Source organism: Leptotrichia sp. oral taxon 215 str. W9775, from assembly GCF_000469505.1.
Lineage (GTDB): Bacteria > Fusobacteriota > Fusobacteriia > Fusobacteriales > Leptotrichiaceae > Leptotrichia_A.
In genome coordinates, this window is sequence record NZ_KI272860.1 from 122,848 (window position 1) to 141,368 (window position 18,521).

The window sequence follows — 18,521 nt, forward strand, 5'->3', positions numbered from 1 at the left end:
CACTCCTTCTTATTATATTTCTAAAATTCTATTTACTCTATTTTGAATATTTTCCAACCAAGCTAATTTATTGTTATTTTCATTAATTATATTTTCCAAATTATCATTTTTACTTGCAAATCCTTTTAATTCCTCTAATTTTTCATTCAATTTACTATCTAACTTTTCTGCTTCTTTTTTAAAGTTTCTTTTAATCTTCTGGATTGTGTCATCTATATAATTATCTGTTTCATCTGAAATTTCCATAAAATGATTAATTGGAGAACTGAAGTATCTCATAGCAAATTCCTCTCCTTTAACATATTTTATATCCTCATAAATTTCTTCTTCAGTATAATTAGGTTCCCAAAATTTCAACCAGCCAAAAAAACCGCTTTTTTTATAATTTTTTACTCTTCTAGTTCTTCCAGTAGCAACTCTCTTTTCTTTGGAAATACTTTCAAATATTTGATTTGCATCCATAGAATCTATCTCCCCTGAAATAAAATCCAATGGATCTATTTCAATATTTGCAATTTTGATATCTTCAGATAGTGATTTTAATTTATTTTTATAACTTTTAACCAAATGATCATACATATTTTTTACTTTTTGTTTTACTGTTTCTTCTAATTTTATTTGTACTTTATTATCTAAATTCTTAGTTTTTGTCTCAAACTCCTTTGTTTTAGCTTTAATTTGATAATCTCTAAATTCTTGTCCTTGTTGTCCGTATATTATTTTTTGAATTTCTTGTTGAACATTTTCAAAAATAGGTCTTATACTTTCTTTTATCTCACTACCATTTAGATTTTCTACTTCTTTCAAAAATTCTTTTCCACTTTTGGCATCATTCAATTTATTTTGTATTTCATTAATAGCTTTCGTTATTTGTTCCTGTTTTTCTCTATTTAATAAAATTTCTTTTTTTACATTTTCAAACGATTTTGCACTTTCTAATTTTGAATGAAATGTTTCGTAAATATTTTTTATTTTAGCAGTTTTAGAATATTTTTCAACATAAAGTTTTATAGCTTCTTCAATAGAAATTATTCCAGAATGTATTAATGCTTCTTGTTTCATTCCTTCGGATTTTTCTTTTTTATCTTCACTAGAAATTAACACCTTTGCTTCTTCTATTTGTTTATCAAGCTTATTTTTCATACTAGGAGTTGATGGTGAATATTTTTCTAAATGAAATTCTTCATTTTTATTCATTTTTTTTACTCTATTAATAACATCTCTGACGTTATCATCCAGTTCATCAAGTTCATCTTCAGTGTACCCTACAACTCTATAATTTTCTAAAATAGTTCTTATATCTAGTGCTGTTAAAGCTGAGGCTGGATATACATTAGGATTTTTTATTCCTTTATCTTCTAGATATTTTTTAATTTTTTCTATAGAATTTTTAACACTATCCTCATCTTTTCTAAAATTGTCTAATTTATTTACAACAAATATATATCTATCTTTGGATTGTTTTCCTCCAACTTTCATACTATTAGCAACTTCTTCCAATAAATTACTATCATCCTTTACTCCCAGTTGAGTTGCATTTAAAACATATAATATCAAAGTTTTTGATGTTTCATTCAAGTTTCTCATCGTCATTTTCTGGTGTTCAGAATCTCTTGAATTATTTGGCCCTGGAGTATCTACAAGTACTAATGAAGTATCGTTTGAAGTAACAAAAGGTATATCTCCATTTATTTCTATTCTTGAAACACTCGAATCAGAATTAAATCTTTCCATATCCTCTAATTTTAAATTAGCATTACTTATTATAAGATTATTGTTTTTGTCAAAGATTTTAGCTTCGAACACATCTTTGTCTTTATCTGTAATTTCTGTTACTATTGCAGTACATGCTTCCTGTTTTGCAGGCATTAATTTTTTTCTTAGTAATGCATTTATTAAAGTTGATTTACCTGCACTCATTGTTGCAATTACATTAACAGGGAATTTTTCACTTAATGCCATTTCAAAAGAATGTTTTAATGATTTATCATTTAATTCCTGAAAAGGACCATTTTGAATATCATAAAATATTTCTTCAATTGCTTTTTCTTTATCACATAACTCTTGTACATTTTCATGTTTTATATTAATCTTTACGTTTTCTGGAAGAACTTTCCCATTTTCTGTTTCTATTCCTTCTCTTCTTGCAGTTTCAATAATAAATTCTAAATCTTCATAATCTAAATTAGTTCCTTTAAAAACAATTTCAAATTCTTCCTCTAAAGTGTTACATTCTTCAAATAAGATTTTTGGAAAACTCTCAATCCATTCCTGAAGTCTTTTATCAATTACATCTAACGATTTCAATTCCTTATCCTCTAACATGACTTCTGTTTCTACTTTATATGGATTATATTTAATATACACTCTTTTCATTTTATATTCTCTCCTTTTTTTATAATTATTTTATTTTCTTACATTTTTGATATTTTATTTTCTAATAAACTAATTCCAGAATTTTTTAATAACATTTCATATCTATCATTTTCTATCTTATCATTAGTTTTTTCATAATTATAGTATTTTGATAGATTCCAATATTCTTTTTTGAATTTTCTAACCAATTCTTCCAACTCTTCCAGAGTATCTTCATCTTGTATTTCATTAAATATTTTTTGTTTAGCTAAATAACCTGCATGTGCAGATACTGGACAAATTATAGGATTTTTAAAACCAATTTTTGTTAATTCTTTTTCCACATTTATTATTGTTTCATCAATTGAATCTTCTCCTTTCTTGAAATTGTCTAATTTATTAATTACAAAAATAATATTATCATCTTTTTTATTTTCTAAAATATAATTTAAGCAATTGAAATTATCATTACTACTTATATTTTCTGCATTAAATACATACAATAAAACATCATAATCTTTTTCTTTTATCTTTTCTTCTGTTATTGTTTTATCATTAGCTCTTAATGAAAAATTTACTCCTGGTGTATCTATAAGACATATTTTTTTCTTAAAATTTCTAAAATAACTCGAAACTAATATTTCATTTCCTATATTTTCTTCATTATTTTCTAACAATATTTTTTCTGTTGCGTTTAGAGAAAGTTCATTATCAAATTCATAAATTCTGTTATCTTCAAATGGTTTATTATAAATATAGTGTAATTTTTCTGTACAAGCTTCATTTGTTACTTTACTAATTTTTTTACCTATTAATGCATTGATCAAAGTTGATTTACCAGCACTCATTGTTGCAACAATTAATATTTTTTTATCTTTTTGATTACTAAATTTTTTATTTATCTTCCAAAATTTTATATATTTTTTTAACTTATTAAATTCTTGAATATTTTTAGTGTCATCATATAAAACATTAAATAATTCAATGAATTTCTGAGGATATTTATATATTTTTTTAAATTCTTTTATGATTTCTAATGCTTTTTCTTTATTATGAAAAGAATTTATGAAAAGACAATCACATAATAACATGTATTTAAATTTTCTAAAATTCTTATTCTTAAAAACTTTACTCAAATTTATTCTTATTTCTTTTTCATCTATTCTAAATAATTTTTCTTTATATTCTTCCAATATTTTCATCGAAAATATATCATTAGAATATTTTTTTGTAAAATGTTTTAATATTTTATAATATGCATTTCTGAATTCAAAACTTTCATTTGAATAGTTATTTTTTATTTTTTTATAACTTTTAAATTCTTTTTCAAATATTATATTTTTTTCTATTATTTGAGAATTTCTAAAAATATCTAAATCTATTTCTGTTCCCATTACATCTCCTTATATTAAACTAAAATTTTAATTTTTTTAATTTTTCTCTGATTAATCCATTTTATTTCTCTCTTTTTCCTTCTTATAATCCAAATAAGATGCAATAACTGTTCCTAAAGCTCCTATTGCAGCCGTTACAACTGCACCATCATCTAACCATCCAGCCACTGGAATAAAATCAGGAACTGCATCAATTGGTGATACAACATAAATTATCGCTCCTATTATTGCTGCTATTGCCCATGCAGGTAATGGATATTCTCCGGAAATTGATGCTCTTATCATTTCAATCAGCATTAAAAAATCATTTTTCTTATCTCCTAAATTTTTAGCCTTAGCCTCACCTTTTCTAATATCTTCATTACTTATTTCAGTTGATTTAAATTTTTCATAATATTCTTTTTCTTTTTCATTCATTTTTATCTTCTCATTTTTTCTTTTTTTGTATAAAGTTGCATTATGCTTTTAACTGAATTTGTTTTAAATAATCATTTTATAACCCTTATTCCCCCACTCTCACTTCCAGTTTTTCTCCAATCAGTTCATCTGCTTTTCTGTTTCTTTTCCCTGTGAGAAATTCACATATATCAAGTTTTTCTTCCTCATTCATTACCGCAATGTAGCTCAGAAAATGCTTTGCCCTTGATGCTCCCACATAAAGCACCCTTTTTTCTGTATCATCCTTAAATGTATTTTTATCAATATCTATTATTATTACCACATCTGCTTCCAGACCTTTATATTTTCTGGCTGTTGTAAACAATATTCCCTTTTCTCCCAGCGATTTCTTTATCTTGTATTTTCCAATTCTGTCAACATCTTTAAGGCTGGACTTTTTCTCTGTCTTTACTGTCAGCAGCACTATTCTTTTCTGTCCTATATTTTCATCTGTGTATTTATTTATTTCACTCTCAATTCTTCCAAGCAGTTCTTCCTTTTCTTTGACTACTATGAAAGCAGGCTTTTCTCCTATTACATTATCCTTCAGTTTCAATTTTTCTATTCCAAGTATCTTATTTGATGATGATGCTATACTTCTCGTATTTCTGCAGTTCGCTGTCAAAACTAATCTGCAATCTATCCTGTCTATACTTCTAAATTCTTTTAATTTATATACAAGCTGGTTCTTATCATAAAATAGATAGAAACATCCTTCTTCCAGTTCCGCAATAGTATACAGCGCTTCAATCTGTTCAGAACTGAAATCCTGTCCCTCATCAATTATTATATGCTTATAATCCCAGCCATATTCACTATAATTATTCAGAAACTCCAGTATTTCCTCAGCAGAAGCATATTCTCCCTTAACTTTAAAATGATTCTTCACTAATTTATCTATACTGTAAAATGAAACATTAGGCAGCTCTTCCCTGTATCTATTTTTCAGGAAGTTATGAAGAAACTCGTTAAAGCACAGGAACAATACCTTGTCATCCTTTGTTTCTTCATTTTCATGGATCCTTCTGGCTTTTTCTATTCCAAGCATTGTTTTTCCGGTACCTGCTCCACCCTGAACAGCCGCCACCTTCTGTTCATCAAGATATTCTATAAGCCTGTTCTGTTCTTCCGTCATTCTATTAAAGTAATATTCTTCCTCTTCAATTATATTTGAAATAGTAGGAACTACGCTAAATTCAGGAGAAAGCTTTCTTATTACGTTATCCATGTCTGCTTTATCATACAGGCTGTTAATCTTAAATCTATAATAATCAAAAACTCTTTCCAGCCCTTTTTTTATATTTTCAATATCCTTTGCAATAAGAACATTTCCTTCCTTATAAATCGGTGGCATATTTCCTATTTCTTCAAAGCTTTGAGCACTTGTAAACCATACTGCCGTTTCTACCCTGTATTCCCTGAATCCTCTGCTCTTTTCCAGAATATCAATAAACGTATGCTTACTTCTCTCAGCCTGAACCATAGGATCCTTCATTTTAGTTATTTTTCCTGACATTGTATTTTTCTGTGTCCACATACCGTCACGATGGAAAATCCCTCCCGACTTTACTTCTATAACTATAATTCCCCTTTTTGGATGAAACACTGTAAAGTCACTTTCTCCCCACTCGATATAGTTTTTCTTGTTTCTTTTATTCCAATGCAATGAATAAAATACAATATATTCATCTGGTAAATCTTTAAGAGCCTCGTAAATTTTCTTTTCTCCATAACTTGCATGGAATTCTTTCGGATCAACTTCACTTGGAATTATTCTAGCCATTCCAACCTCCTTTTATAGTATATTTTTTATTTCAACCCAATATTCTATAATTATTTCTTCTCTCCAATAACCTTTACCTTATCCCCCTGGCTTTTCAGCCACATATCTATACCTTTTCCATATACCTCTGCTGTTATTATATATTTTTCCGTACCATCTTCCATTTTACTCTGTTCCACAACTTCTGCTGTTGGCAGTCTGTCCTGCACCACTTCCAGTATTCCCGTATATTCAAATTTCACTGTACGCAATTTTCCTGAAAGCATAAACTGCACCCTTTTTCTAAATTCCCCATCTTCAAATCTTTCCAAATATGGCACTTCAAAACTTTCTCCTGTTCCCTTCAATTTTTTTATCCTGTCTATCCTAAAAATTGTCGGTCCGTCCTCCACAAATTTATCAGCCATAAAACTCACTATGTAAAAATAGTACTCTGAAAACATTATTGATACCGGTTTTATGCGATGAACCTTTGATTTTCCTTCTTTTGTCGTATAACTTATAGATATTATTTCCTGCTTTGTTATATATTTTGCCAGCTCCCACATTATATCAAGGAGTTTTTTCCCGTGCTTTAATGGAACATAATTAAATTTTTCATTTTTTATCATTACATCTACCTGTTTCATATCATCTTCTTCTGAAAGAAGGCACAGTTTCCTTAAAAGTTCATTCAGTTCCTCCTTGCAGAATGCACGACTTTCAAGAAGAATCTTACTTATTGCAAGTATTTCCTCATTTCTGAATCTGTCTTTATTATTTTTTAAAATGTATCCCTTCTTTTTCTTATCATATTTTATTTCTATTTCAGGATTTATATTTTCAGTATAAAATGCCCTTAAAAAGTCTATGTCCCGTTGAAATGTCTTGTCATCTATATCAAATTTTGCTTTTATTTCTTCTTTATTTATGTTTTTTCCTTTTTCCAGATCTTCTCTTAATAATAGTAATCTGACACCTTGCTTTTTTCTTTTTTCGATTTGAGTCTCATCCATAATATGCTCCTTTTTCTTATATGTGACAAATAGAATTCTTAGTATACTCTAATTTATAACACGATATTTTCAAAAAATCAATGTTTTAAAGATTTTTTTCTCAAATATTTTTTAAATTATTTAAAAAACTCTTTTTATATCCTATTTATCTGTATCTTTTATATTTTTTAAAAATTATTTTTTTATATTACTATTATACATACCAGATAGGACACCACATGTCCTTTTTCAACTTTTTCACAATAAAAAAAGAACATTTCAAAATAAAAATGATATTAACGAATTTATTCAAAAATTTTACAATTTAAAATAAAAATGAATTATAGAAAAAATCATTGTCTGAGCCTTTAGGCGAGTTTATGATTTTTTCTTAATGAATGAATATTTTAAATAAGTAAAATTTTGTAAAATAAGTGAATATCATTTTTTTATATCTTTTGAAATGCTCTTTTCCCAGTCCCATTGATAACCTATCAACTAAACTGTTTCCTCACTTCTCCTCAACTTCAGGAAGTTCTTCCAGCCATTTTATAAATCCCTGAAAAACTTCAACCTGTCTTATCTGCTGCAGATACCTGAAATCAATCATTGTTCCTGACTGTTTATGACAGAAAAACTCTGCATCCCATAATTCAGTGTCATAAAATCCCTTCTGAGGATGATATTTGCAGAAGGAAAACTTATCCAGATTCTTTCTGAAATACTTCAATTTTGCAAAACAGAACTGATACTTCCTGAACAGAAATTCCAGTATGCCATTATCCATAGCAAACTTATGGGAAAAATATACACGTTCAGGAGTCTGGTTCTTTTTACATACCCAACGTCTTCTGGAGTTAAGCTGCAGCCTATATTTATCAATAAACTTCAGCTTCTCCTCAGACAGTTGGCTTCTCAATGCTCTTTCCAGCTCTTCTAATTTTTCACCTTCCATAGATTTCACTCCATTCATTTATTTAACATGAACTATTTATAATGTGAAACAATGAATCTCCAGAAATAATTCATGTTAGTTTTTTGAATTTTCAAATTTCTTTCTTTCATTAGCATTCAGATATTTCTTTCTTAATCTTATGTTATTAGGCGTAATTTCCACAAGTTCGTCATCTTCTATATATTCCAGTGCAAGTTCCAGCGTAAATACCTTCGGCGGTGCAAGTTTAAGTGCATCGTCACTTCCTGCAGCACGCATATTTGTAAGTTTTTTACCTTTACATACATTTACCACAAGATCATTTTCCCTTGAATGTTCCCCTACTATCATTCCTTCATATACTTCCACTCCAGGCTCGATAAACAGGATTCCTCTCGGCTGAAGGTTATTCAATGAATATCCGATACTTATACCTGCCTCCATTGCAATAAGCACTCCTCTTCTTCTTCCTGTAACATCTCCCTTATATGGCTCATACTCAAAGAATGAGTGGTTTAATATTCCTGTACCTCTAGTTTCTGTGAGGAATTCATTGCTGAATCCAATCAGACCTCTTGAAGGTACTTTAAATTCAAGTCTTGTATATCCGTCACTTCCCTGAACCATATTTACCATTTCACCTTTTCTAAGCCCAAGCTTTTCTATAACAACTCCTACAAACTCATCGGCAACATCAATTATGGCAAGTTCCACCGGCTCCATTTTCATTCCATTTTCTTCCTTGTAAATAACTTCAGGCTTAGATACTGCTACTTCATACCCTTCCCTTCTCATATTTTCAAGTAATATTGATAACTGAAGTTCTCCTCTTCCCTTTACAATAAACGCATCCGGAGAATCCGTCATTTCCAGTCTCATACTTACGTTATGATTTACTTCCTTTGTAAGTCTTTCAAGAAGATTTCTCGAAGTAACGTATTTTCCATCCTTTCCTGCAAATGGTGAATCATTTACCATAAATGTCATTGCAAGAGTAGGTTCATCAATATCAATCAATGGTAACGCCTTTGGATTTTCCTTATCTGTTACTGTTTCCCCTATATCGATTTTATCTATTCCGGCAATGGTAACAATATCTCCAGCAAAAGCTTCTTCCATTTCAACTTTTTTCAGCCCTTCATAACCGTATATTCTGGAAACTTTCCCATTTACAAGGTCTCCATTTCTTTTTATAAGGGTAATTTCCTGATTTCTAGTAAGCTTTCCATTATAGATTCTTCCTGTTCCTAATTTTCCAACATATTCATCATATTCAGTATTAGTTACAAGCATCTGCAATGTTTCATTTATATCTCCTTCAGGATCTTCCACATGTTTAAGAATCATATCAAACAGAGGTTTCATGTCCTTGTCTTCATCTTCAATATTGATTTTAGCAAAACCGTTTTTAGCTGAAGCATATACCACAGGGAAATCCAGCTGAATATCATTTGCCCCTAAGTCTACAAACAAATCAAATACAGTATCGACAACACCGTCAGGATCAGAGTTAGGTCTATCTATCTTGTTTATTACTACAATTGGCTTCAATCCATGTTCCAATGCCTGTTTCAGTACATATTTAGTCTGAGGCATTACTCCTTCAAACGCATCTACAAGCAATAATACAGAATCCACCATTTTCAGTATTCTCTGTACTTCCCCACCAAAATCCGCGTGACCCGGAGTATCAACTACATTTATTTTGTAACCTTCATAATGCAGGGATGCATTTTTTGAAAAGATAGTTATTCCTCTTTCCCTTTCCAGATCATCACTATCCATAATTCTTTCTTCCACTTTTTCATGTGCGGCAAATGTTCCCGACTGTTTCAGCAGGGCATCCACCAGAGTTGTTTTCCCATGATCGACATGGGCTATAATTGCTATATTTTTTATTTTATTACTCATTTTCTTACATATATAAAATATTTTGAAACTGCTTAAATTTCATATTTCTAAATATCACCTAATTTAAAAATTACTTTTATCTGAAAAAATTCACTTTGAAACAATTTCTTTTATTTTTCTATACTTCCTCCTTAATTCCAATTTTTATTACTTATTATATCACGTTTTTTTCTCAAAATAAAATTTTTTTTCCTACTTCCCATTTATTTTCTCATTTTTCTTTAACTTTTTTCGTATATAGTAATCTCACTCAGTGTACTATACCCAAAATCTTGGACAAAAGATTGGAGGTACAGTACAGAACTATATTTTCAAGTTATTTAAAATTTCACAATATAAGATTGAAATATATTTTTGAAATTTCTTGTCTCAAAAAGAAAATTTGAAAACTAAAAAACTATATTTTTCGAGTTATTTGAAATTTCACAATATAAAGCAGGAAATGAATTTAGAAAAAGTCAACTTTTTTTGACTTTTTCTTAATGAATGACTGTTTTATATCAGTGAAATTTTAATAAACGAGTAAATATAGTTTTTATCCATTTTATTCATATTTTTTATATTTTTTCATTTTTAAAACAAATATTTCTTTATAGATTGCTATCTATATCAGTGAAATTTTAATAACCGAACAAATATAGTTTTTTACCTTTTTTCACAGTTTTCTATTTTTTATCTTCTGTATAGATTGCCTGCTTCAATACATCCTCAGGTATTTTTATCCCAAGCATTTCCATATTTTTTCTATTTATTTCAATCTTCAAATTTTTTATTGTTTCTATAGGAATTTCGCTCGGCTTTTTACCATTCTTTAAAATTTCTACAGCTATTTCTCCTGCCCTGTAACCTATTTCATAGTCAGTTGCCCCTTGAGAAATAAGTCCTCCACGGTTTGTATAAACATTGTTTGTAGCAAATACAGGTATTTTATGTTTATCAGTTATTTCAAGCAATGTTGGAAAATATGAAGACACTGTGTTGTCCTGTATAGCATAATACAAATCTATATCCTTTACAAGAATATTTGCAGCTGATACTAGTTCTGTCCCATTAGTTACGGCCTTTTCCACAACTTCAAAACCATAATTTTTAGCCAGTTCATTTAAAGTTTTTACTTCTGATACCGAGTTTTGTTCAGATGAATTATAAATTATCCCAATTTTCTTTGCATCCGGAAATACTTTTCTCATCATCTCAAGATTTTCTTTTGTTGGAGCAGCTCCACTTGTTCCTGTAATATTTGGAACTCCTACAAGTCCTGCACCTTGCGGATCAGTAACTGCAGCAATAACTACAGGTATATCTGTAATTTGACTTTTTGCCGCCTGTGATGTTGGTGTTGTAATAGCGTAAACTAAATCTTTCTTACTTTTCAAAAATTGCTGCATTTGCAATGTCTGAGTTGCCATTTCACCATTTGCCACTGTTTCTTCAAATTCCGCCTTCACTCCTGCTTTATTTAAAGCATCCTTGAATCCCTGTCTTGCATCATTTAAAGCCGGATGGTCCACAATCTGCCCTATTCCAATTTTAAAAACCTTCTCTTCGCTCTTTGTCTGAGCCTGATTTTGAGAATTATTCTCTTCTTTTTTACTTCCGCATGACAGTAACATGCCTCCTAACATACCGAATAACAGTACACCTCTCATAATTTTTTTCATCTGAATTTCCTCCTAAAATAATAATGAATTTGAAAATTTTCTTTTATAAATTTTCATTTTTCAATTTTACCACAATTTTTTAAAAAATAAAAGCTTTTATGTACCACTTTCCTAATCCTTCACTTTAAAAAATTTCAATCTTAACGCATTCATAAGCACCGATACTGAACTCAGTGACATTGCAAATGCGGCAATCATCGGATCAAGTTTAGGTCCATTGAAAAATGCGTAAAATATTCCAGCTGCAAAAGGTATACCGATTACATTATAGAAAAATGCCCAGAATAAATTTTCTTTAATGTTGGTAATTGTTGCCTTACTTAATGCTATTGCCCCTGCCACATCATTAAGATCGTTTCTTATAAGTACTATGTCTGCAGATTCTATCGCCACATCTGTTCCACTTCCTATTGCAATTCCCACATTTGCCTGTGCCAGTGCCGGCGAATCATTTATTCCGTCACCTACCATTGCCACAAATTCTCCTGCTTCCTGAAGTTTTTTCACTTCTTCAGATTTCTGGAATGGAAGTATTTCAGCTATTACACTGTCTATTCCTACTTCCTTTGCAATATATTTTGCAGTCTTTTCATTATCTCCTGTCAGCATTATTACCTTCAGACCAAGCTTGTGCATTCTTTCAATTGCTCCCTTACTTGTTTCCTTTACTACATCTGCCACAGCTATCAATCCTGCAAGTTCATTATTCACAGATATGAACATAGGAGTTTTTCCCTCATTTGACAATATTTCATAATCTTTTTCAGCAGCTTCTGTACTGATTTTTCTTGAAGCCATCAGTTTACGGTTTCCTATCTGAATTTCCTTATCATCAATCGTTGCTCTTATTCCATATCCAGGCATTGCCCTGAATTTGTCATATTGCTTAAATTCAACATTTCTTTCTTTTGCACCATTTACAATTGCTTCAGCTAAAGGATGTTCCGAATTATTTTCAGCACTTGCAGCCAATTGTAAAATCTCATTTCCGTCAAAATTATTATACACCTTCAAATCTGTAAGTACAGGCTTTCCTTTTGTTATTGTCCCCGTCTTATCCAGCACAACTGTTTTTATTTTATGGGCAGTTTCAAGAGCTTCCCCACTTTTTATAAGTATTCCGTTTTCAGCACCTTTTCCTGTTCCTACCATTATTGAGGTAGGAGTTGCAAGCCCTAATGCACATGGACACGCTATTACAAGAACAGATATGAAGAAAGTAAGTGCCGCTGTCAGTCCTGAACCGCTCATAAACCATATTATTCCAGTAACGGTTGCAATTCCTATAACAATTGGTACAAAATATCCCGCCACAATATCTGCCATTCTTGAAATTGGAGCTTTTGATCCTTGTGCTTCCTCCACTAATTTTATTATTTGTGAAAGTACAGTATCCTTCCCTATTTCTGTAGCTTCAAACTGTATACTTCCATTTTTATTTATACTTCCACCAATAACTTTGTCACCAGGATTTTTACTTACAGGAATGCTTTCTCCCGTAATCATTGCCTCATCTACTGAAGTATTTCCACTGACAATTTTACCATCTACAGCTATTTTTTCACCAGGTTTTACTACAATTATATCTCCCACTTTTATATTTTCTATAAGAACTTCCTTTTCTACCCCATTTTCAATGATTTTAGCCTTTTTTGGCTGTAACCCTATCAGTTTTTTTATTGCTGAGGAAGTCTGACCTTTTGTTCTTGCCTCCAGAAGTTTTCCAAGCAGAATCAATGTTATAATAGTTCCTGCAGACTCAAAATACAAATTCATATGATATTCAGGATCTACAGTTATTGTCATATATGTGGCATATAAGCTGTAAATAATTGCCGCTGAAGCTCCCATTGCAATCAGAGAATCCATAGTCGGAGATTTTCTTGCAAGATTTTTAAATCCATGAATAAAGAAATCCCTTCCTGCATAAACAACAGGTATTGTCAGTAACAACTGTACTATTGAGTAAATAACGGCATTTTTCTTAGGATTTATAATATCAGGTAAATGTATCCCCATCATATGTCCCATTGAAATATATATTAATGGAATGGCAAATACAGCAGCCAGAATCAGTTTATTCTTAAGACTTTTTATTTTATCTTCATACATCTGCATTTTTTCCTCTTCACTTAATGTTTCAACTAATCCATATCCTGAATTTTCAACTATTTTCTTTATTTTTTCAAAATCATATTTATTTTCATCATATTCAATGTTAACTTTTTCAGTTGCAATATTTACACTTGCCTTTATATCCTCATTTTTATTGAGGGCATTTTCCACCGTTCTGGCACAGGCCGCACAGCTCATCCCTGTTACATTAAAAGTACTGTTTTTCATTTTTCCGCCTCCATTATTTGTCTTCTTAATTTATGATATTTATTATTCTGAACAGCATTTTCCCTTTTTCTTTTCATGCTGATGCTCCGGACAGTTGCATTGTCCCGGCAGACAGTCACATGGAATTTTTTCCACAGCTGTCTTCCTTTTTTCTTCTACTGCCTTGCTTATATTTTCAAGATCCTTAAAACTGAGTACATTATTTTCTATAAGTTCCGTTATCATATTTCCAACCTTTGTCCTGCATATTCTGTTAAAGGTTTCCATAACATACTGTTTTGCAATTTCCTGCTCTTTATACTCTGTATAATAAATATATTTGTTTCCTTTCTCCCTTTTTTTGAGAACTTCTTTTTCTAAAAGCCTATTTAGCAATGTTTTCACAGTTGCATGCTTCCAGTTCATCTTTTCTCCCAAAACTTCAGAAACAAATTTACTCGTGACTTCCTCATTAGCCCATACAACTCTCATTATTTCCCATTCTGCCCCTGTTATGTGACAGTTACTGTTTTCCTCCATATTCCCTCCTATTCTGATTTTTCTATCTTATTAGCATACTAAATTTTAAAAATTCCCTTTTATAAATCGTTTACAATTGTAATTTATACAAATAGTTTACAACAGTAATCGATTTTTGTCAAGTATATTCCAAAAAAAAATTGCCATTTCTGACAATTTTTAACAATATTCCAGTATTTTCAGTATTTCTATCAAATAAATTATAGAAATACTTATTAAATTTATTTTCCAAGTATATATTTATCAATAGCTTTTGCCACTCCGTCATTTTCATTAGTATCTGTAACAAACTTTGCAGCCTTTAATGCATCTTCAGTGGAATTTCCCATAGCCACACTTACTCCTGCATATTTGAGCATTTCCACGTCATTATTTCCATCACCAATTGCCATTACTTCTTCCCTGTCAATTCCCAGCCTTTCTGCCAGTCTCTTTAATGCAGAACTTTTATCAGCATTGTAAGGCATTGTTTCGTATATGCTCACCTGACTTCTTATTCCGTTATACTTCTCGCATAACTTTTCACCGTATTTTTCCTGAATTTCATCTATTTTTGAAGGTTCACCCACATACATTGTCTTATAGATTTTGTATTCTCCATTTAAAATTTCTTCCATTGAAACTTCTTTTACTTTGGTAAATACAAATGCTCCATCCATTTCTGTGTATTTATTTGGTTTTCCTATACACAAATAGTTATCATCATCAAATAACGTAAAGTTTACTTCTTCAAATTCCTCTGAGAAACTGTACAAATATTCCAGTTCTTCCTTTGGCAGCATTTCACAATCTACAATGCTCCAGTCTTCTGTATTATGGATAGCACAACCATTATTTACAATTGCATATCCTTTTCTATCTTCCAGTGCCAGTTCTTCATATAAAGGAATAACACCTTTCAGAGTTCTCCCTGTACATAGAACAACATGAACTCCAGCATTTATCGCTTCCTTAATTGCCCTTTTCTGTTCTTCTGCAATATGTTTTTTATCACTTAAAAGTGTTCCATCCATATCAATTGCAAGTAATTTTACCATTTACTGTCCTCCATAATTTTTATTTATACTATAAATTCATATTCTTTTCTATTGTACTATTTTCAGATTCAAATTTATCATATGAATATTTATAATTATTTTCAGTTCTTTTATTATATCACATTTTACTCTTCAATTATATAAGCTGCCACTATTTCCCCATAATATGCAGTATGCGGATCCCTATTTGCACCAACTGCAAATCCGTCTATATCCTGAGGATAGTTTCTATTCACTATTTCTTCAGGTAAATCCTTCAGTTCCTGCGTTTTCTTATACAGAACCTTACATTCCAATGTAATTGGCAGTTCCTTTATAGCCGGTACAGAAACAGCTTCAGGCTCCACCAATGTCATTCCTGCTTCCTTTACTTTATCAATATTTCTCCCACTTTTCATTCCACACACTGAAAATATTTTAGGATCCATTTTTTCTAAAGGAATATTTACCGTAAATTCCATTGTTTTATCTAAAATTGGTTTTGTGTATCTATTTTCCCTTACATAAGTTACAAAAATTGGCTTATTCCATTCTATTGCCAAAGCTCCCCAGCTTATAACCATGCTATTTACCTTTTCATCTCCCTTTACTGTAAGAAGTATCCCCTTTGATAATGCCTTCATAATTTTACCTGAATTTTCCAGTACATCAATTTTTCTTTTCATATTTTCCTCCTCATGTAATTATATAATTATCACTTTATTTGACACATTTAATTTTACATTATTTTTGTATTTTTATCTATTACTTTTCAGTTTTTTCTACATCAGTAACAATTAAATACGCACCTGATTTTAAAAGTACTTTTTTTCTTTCACTACGTTTTTGAGTTAATTTATTAATTTTTTTCAATATTATTCCCTCCCTAATAAGTTCTTTAAGTTAGGAATAGCTCCATAGTTTCCTAATAAATAATGTTTTTCATAATTAGAATCTTTTCTTACTTTTTTACCTTTTTCATTTGTAATATCATCTAAAGAATATAAATTTGATACTCCATTATCTTTTTCAACAAACCATATTTCATCTCTACGCAATAAATTCATATCCATATAGATTGTATTATGTGTTGTAAATATTAACTGAGCATTATTAGGATTTTTTTCTTTATCTGTAAATGTCAACAGTATATTTCTCATAAGTAAAGGATGTAATTTAATATCCAACTCATCTGCAAAAAACACTGTTCCTTTTTCCAAAACATCTAATAAAGTTTGATATAGTGAAAACATCTTTTTAGTTCCTGATGATTCTTCATTCATTGATATTTAATTTTGCACCTAATGAAACCAGAAGTGTTTTATCTTTTAAAGAAATCTCTAAATTCTCTCTGAACTTTTCTATTGAAGAATCTAAATAAAGTTTCTGATTTCTTTCTCTTCTAAAAATATAAGTATATTCCTCATTTCTTTTTACTCCTGTTTTTGTATTTGAAGCTAAATATTCTTCTAAAATTCCTTCACCTTCAAATGACCTGTAATTTGAGAAATAAAATTGTAATAACATTCTTCTTTCTTCTTTCTAAAATCAATTTATTTTATTATACATCTTTTTTGTCAAAAAGCAATATTTTTGAGTTAAAAGCTCAAATTTTATACTTTTTAATTTCAACTCCATCTTTTTGATAAAAGATTTTTATGATATAATATAAATCATTAAACTTTAAATTTATAGGTGATTATATTGAAAAATATAGATGTTATATATAAAGGTCAAATTTTAACATTAACAAGATTTTGGGGCAATAACAAATTATGTTTATGGATCAAAAATTCAAATCAAATTAAAATGCCCAAAATGGAGTTTGTTGGTGGATATCCAAATGAATATTGTATTTTTTTGGAAAATCTTTCTTCAGAAGAATTGAAAGAAATAAAAGCAATTAATGGAGAGCCATTAAATTTTAACGAAGAATAAATTTATAAGACATAATTTTAGATAAAAAAGACTCTATAATAAAAGTATGCCTTGTTTTTATTAAAGCATACTTTTATAGCAAATCTCAATATTTTAAATTAATCTTCCTTCATTCCAGAGAGTATTACATGATAAATCTATATTATCATTCCAACTTATACCATACCCACCTTTATCTATTTTAACCTGCTTGAATAGTCCCTTTATATTTATTAAATCCTTAAAAGAAGAATATTTCTCAATCAATGGTTTTACATCATATATTTTTTTTACATTGTTTTGAAATTCTATAAGTAAATTGTATTCAGATAAAAGATTAACATTTTTTATTTTATAAAACATAATAAATACCTCCTTTATACTAATGATGGTAATTCAAAAAATTGTTGAGTATCCCATAAAACTTCGCTATAACTGGCATTATATCCCCTCCTATTTTTATTATAACTTATTTTTTTTTAATTATTAAGTATATCTTATTTAATATTTATAAAATAAAAAATCATGAAACATCCTAAAGATAAAGTCCTATAATATATAAACAAATAGCATTTATAATATATTATAAACTGTGATCTTTAAGATTGTTCCATGACTTTTCATATATTTTTTATGCTTCCTTCTTGGACATCATATCCTTAACCTTCATAAGTCTTGTTATGCTTCCACGTTCATTTTCATCAAGTTTCATCTGAATGAATCTTATTGTTTCCTTAAGCTGTGGTATTGTCATGTATTCCAATGCATTTACACGACGTCTAGTTTTCTCAACTTCATCTGCCATAAGCTGACAGGCTTTTTCCACTTCAGCCAGTTCCAGCAAATTATCCATAACACTGCTCAGTCCATCAATTGCATCATCCAAATCCGCAGATGTCTGTGCATACCCATAAGGATATATCATTCCCTGATTTCCCTCATTTTCCTTGACAAAAGTCATTTGAGGTACATTAACGCTCATTATATTTTTCTTTTTAACTTCCACTCCTATTTTTTCTTTAGGATAGGCAATGGCGTTTTCAAGCATTTCATCAGACATTACTCCTCTTGACAAAAGGAAATCCTTGAAGGAATTTTGTAACATTCCTTCGACTTTTTCACGTAATTTTTTATTTTTCTTTATCATATCAATAAACTGACGCATTAATTCATCCTGTTTATCCTTCAGTAATTTATGTCCTCTTACTGCTGTCTTAAGTCTTATTTTAAGCCTTGAAAGCTCCATACGGGTAGGATTTACATTCAACTTTGCCAT

17 protein-coding genes and 1 pseudogene are annotated in these 18,521 nt (G+C 29.8%); 1 reads left to right on the plus strand and 17 read right to left on the minus strand.

All coding sequences use genetic code 11. The features are described from left to right. Positions 1–12 precede the first annotated feature (12 nt). From HMPREF1984_RS07515 to HMPREF1984_RS11640, 15 genes and pseudogenes are all read right to left on the minus strand, one after another. Entirely contained in the window at positions 13–2,376 is a 2,364-nt protein-coding gene (locus HMPREF1984_RS07515) for a dynamin family protein (RefSeq protein ID WP_021767356.1), read from the minus strand. Positions 2,377–2,414: 38 nt separating this feature from the next. Continuing rightward, positions 2,415–3,749 carry a dynamin family protein gene (locus tag HMPREF1984_RS07520; RefSeq protein WP_021767357.1) on the minus strand — a complete coding sequence of 445 codons (1,335 nt, stop codon included), beginning with the start codon at positions 3,747–3,749 and terminating at the stop codon, positions 2,415–2,417. A 51-nt stretch (positions 3,750–3,800) separates the two neighbouring features. Continuing rightward, positions 3,801–4,166: a YkvA family protein gene (locus HMPREF1984_RS07525; RefSeq protein ID WP_021767358.1), complete on the minus strand. Its 366-nt coding sequence runs from the start codon at positions 4,164–4,166 to the stop codon at positions 3,801–3,803. 85 nt (positions 4,167–4,251) lie between these two features. Beyond that, positions 4,252–5,970, minus strand: a complete 1,719-nt coding sequence (locus HMPREF1984_RS07530) for a nuclease-related domain-containing DEAD/DEAH box helicase (protein ID WP_021767359.1) — start codon at positions 5,968–5,970, stop codon at positions 4,252–4,254. A gap of 50 nt (positions 5,971–6,020) precedes the next feature. Continuing rightward, a complete protein-coding gene (locus HMPREF1984_RS07535) occupies positions 6,021–6,965 on the minus strand; it encodes a YafY family protein (protein ID WP_021767360.1) in 945 nt (314 codons plus the stop codon). 490 nt (positions 6,966–7,455) lie between these two features. After that, on the minus strand, positions 7,456–7,899 hold the full coding sequence (locus HMPREF1984_RS07540) for a hypothetical protein (protein ID WP_036100175.1): 444 nt from the start codon (positions 7,897–7,899) through the stop codon (positions 7,456–7,458). 75 nt (positions 7,900–7,974) lie between these two features. Beyond that, complete coding sequence (typA, locus tag HMPREF1984_RS07545; protein ID WP_021767362.1) at positions 7,975–9,789, minus strand: translational GTPase TypA; 1,815 nt, start codon at positions 9,787–9,789, stop codon at positions 7,975–7,977. Between the two features lie 665 nt (positions 9,790–10,454). After that, positions 10,455–11,450, minus strand: coding sequence for an ABC transporter substrate-binding protein (locus HMPREF1984_RS07550; protein WP_021767363.1), 996 nt, complete (start codon positions 11,448–11,450; stop codon positions 10,455–10,457). A gap of 111 nt (positions 11,451–11,561) precedes the next feature. Further along, a complete protein-coding gene (locus HMPREF1984_RS07555) occupies positions 11,562–13,793 on the minus strand; it encodes a cation-translocating P-type ATPase (protein WP_021767364.1) in 2,232 nt (743 codons plus the stop codon). Positions 13,794–13,835: 42 nt separating this feature from the next. Beyond that, positions 13,836–14,312 (minus strand): CopY/TcrY family copper transport repressor, encoded by a 477-nt coding sequence (locus HMPREF1984_RS07560; RefSeq protein ID WP_021767365.1) that lies wholly within the window; start codon positions 14,310–14,312, stop codon positions 13,836–13,838. A gap of 221 nt (positions 14,313–14,533) precedes the next feature. Next, positions 14,534–15,349, minus strand: coding sequence for a Cof-type HAD-IIB family hydrolase (locus HMPREF1984_RS07565; protein ID WP_021767366.1), 816 nt, complete (start codon positions 15,347–15,349; stop codon positions 14,534–14,536). A 125-nt stretch (positions 15,350–15,474) separates the two neighbouring features. Continuing rightward, the gene (locus HMPREF1984_RS07570; RefSeq protein WP_021767367.1) at positions 15,475–16,014 is read right to left on the minus strand and encodes a flavin reductase family protein; all 540 of its coding nucleotides are present in this window, start codon (positions 16,012–16,014) and stop codon (positions 15,475–15,477) included. Positions 16,015–16,096: 82 nt separating this feature from the next. Then, positions 16,097–16,201, minus strand: a pseudogene (locus tag HMPREF1984_RS11385) (RloB domain-containing protein); the annotation flags it as partial. Positions 16,202–16,203: 2 nt separating this feature from the next. Further along, complete coding sequence (locus tag HMPREF1984_RS11200; RefSeq protein WP_021767368.1) at positions 16,204–16,611, minus strand: ATP/GTP-binding protein; 408 nt, start codon at positions 16,609–16,611, stop codon at positions 16,204–16,206. Further along, positions 16,604–16,855, minus strand: a complete 252-nt coding sequence (locus HMPREF1984_RS11640) for a hypothetical protein (protein WP_021767369.1) — start codon at positions 16,853–16,855, stop codon at positions 16,604–16,606. The genes HMPREF1984_RS11200 and HMPREF1984_RS11640 overlap by 8 nt, the downstream gene beginning before the upstream one ends. 177 nt (positions 16,856–17,032) lie before the next feature. On the opposite strand from HMPREF1984_RS11640, the gene HMPREF1984_RS07580 reads away from it, so the two are divergent. Then, the gene (locus HMPREF1984_RS07580) at positions 17,033–17,266 is read left to right on the plus strand and encodes a hypothetical protein (protein WP_036100178.1); all 234 of its coding nucleotides are present in this window, start codon (positions 17,033–17,035) and stop codon (positions 17,264–17,266) included. 93 nt (positions 17,267–17,359) lie between these two features. On the opposite strand, the gene HMPREF1984_RS07585 is transcribed toward HMPREF1984_RS07580, so the two are convergent. Both HMPREF1984_RS07585 and HMPREF1984_RS07590 read right to left on the minus strand, forming a co-directional pair. Then, positions 17,360–17,608: a DUF2442 domain-containing protein gene (locus HMPREF1984_RS07585; protein ID WP_021767371.1), complete on the minus strand. Its 249-nt coding sequence runs from the start codon at positions 17,606–17,608 to the stop codon at positions 17,360–17,362. A 268-nt stretch (positions 17,609–17,876) separates the two neighbouring features. Then, the gene (locus HMPREF1984_RS07590) at positions 17,877–18,521 is read right to left on the minus strand and encodes a V-type ATP synthase subunit D (RefSeq protein WP_021767372.1); all 645 of its coding nucleotides are present in this window, start codon (positions 18,519–18,521) and stop codon (positions 17,877–17,879) included.